The organism is Azospirillum sp. TSH20 (genome assembly GCF_003115935.1).
Taxonomy (GTDB): Bacteria; Pseudomonadota; Alphaproteobacteria; order Azospirillales; family Azospirillaceae; genus Azospirillum.
This window is the reverse complement of the sequence record NZ_LGQU01000197.1, coordinates 1-1708: the sequence shown is the minus strand read 5'-3', so window position 1 is coordinate 1708 and position 1708 is coordinate 1. Positions and strand designations below refer to the sequence as shown.

The window sequence follows — 1708 nt, the reverse complement described above, 5'->3', positions numbered from 1 at the left end:
GGCCAAGCTCTTGGCCAAGACCCTGCACAGCCAAGTCCTGTAAACAGGCGTCCCGCGGCACCCCGACCGGTGCGCCCGCGAGGGCGGCGGCGGATCAACTGCCGCCCCTGTGGGCTCCCGCAACTGCAGCGCGACGTCTGATCGGCCTCATCGTTCCGGTTCAACACTGGGGCGGTGCCGGAGGATATGAGACGCTGGTGGGCTCTGACGACCGGTGTGATGCTCATCGCCCTGAACGGCGCAATCGGTGGCCTGCTGCGGGCGGAGCGTGAGGCGGACATTCAGACCGCCATCGATATTGCCCAACCTCGTTACCGCTCAGACTGCCGAACACGTGGACGAAGTGAGGTCACATCCGTCTGGCTGAACACCGCCTGCCTGCCCAATCCTTCATGGGCATTTTTCTACCACGTCTCTGGATGTCAACCTACGGGTCGACGCTCTGCGTGACATGCTGGCCGTCGGATAGCTCGCCGCGTCCGCCCTCCGGCCCCTTCGCGTCGGCGGGTCACGAGTGGCGCGAAGCTTGACGGAACCTAGCGGTCAACAGGAACCAGTGTCAGCCTCGGACTGTGACGCCGTTCCGAGCGTTGGCGATCAAGGAGCCAGACTTTCAGTTGTTCGAGGGGCATCGGCCGGGCGACCAGATAGCCTTGGATCATGTCGCAACCCAGCTTTCTGAGGAAGGTGGCCTGCTCGGCGGTTTCAACGCCTTCCGCAACCACCATCAGCTTCAAGGTGCGCGCCGCTTGGACGATCATCTGGACAATCTCGCCGTCGCGCGAGCCTTCACAGGCCTGCTGCACGAAAGACCGGTCGATCTTCACCGTGTCAATGTCCAGGCGGCGCAGATAAATCAGACTGGAATAGCCGGTGCCGAAATCGTCCAGCGCCACGGCGATGCCCAACGAACGCAGCCGGTTGAGCGTGGCCTGCGCCCGCGCATGGTCGGCGATCACCGCCGTTTCGGTCACCTCGATCTCCAAGCAGCCCGGATCGACGTGGTACTGCCGGACCAGCCGGTCGACGACCGCGGCCAGATCGCCACGGTTCACCTGGGCCGCGGCCACATTGACCGCGATGGTCAGCGGCCCCAGGCTGTCGGCATCCCAGGAAGCGAGGGCGCGGCAGGCCTCCTCGAGCACCCATTTCCCGAGCGGTTCGATGAACCCGGTTTCCTCGGCGAGCGGGATGAAGTCTCCCGGTGGGATCACTCCCTGTTCAGGATGGTTCCAGCGCACCAGGGCCTCGACGCCGCACATTCGCCCGGTGGCAAGCGCAAGCTTCGGCTGGTAGACCAGCGTGAACTCGTTGCGTTCGAGGGCATGGCGCAGAGCGAGTTCCATGTCCAGCCGCCGCTCGACCGCATGGGCCATGTCGGACGTGAACAGCCGCATGATGTTGCGCCCGCCGGCTTTGGCCGCATACATGGCCATGTCCGCGTTCTTGAGCAGGGTGGAGGTGTCGCGCCCGTCTTCGGGAAAGCGGGCGATCCCGATAGAGACACCAGTGGTGAAGGAGCGCCCGTTCAAAGCCAGCGGCGCTCCAATGGCGGTCTTGATTCGCTCCGCCAGTTGTACGGCGTCCGCAACGCTGGAAATGCCGTCTGCGAGGACGACGTGCAGATTCCGACTGAAAGCGGCCACGGTTTCCGACGCCAAAGCGGCCAGTGTTCCGATCGCAAGCCGGCCGGCATTCCGATTTGAAG

At 64.4% G+C, this 1708-nt stretch carries 1 protein-coding gene; it reads right to left on the bottom strand.

The window, feature by feature from the left end:
* Nucleotides 1-536: 536 nt before the first annotated feature.
* The coding region (locus tag TSH20_RS33910; protein WP_146207512.1) for a bifunctional diguanylate cyclase/phosphodiesterase at nt 537-1708 on the bottom strand (1172 nt) is incomplete at its 5' end.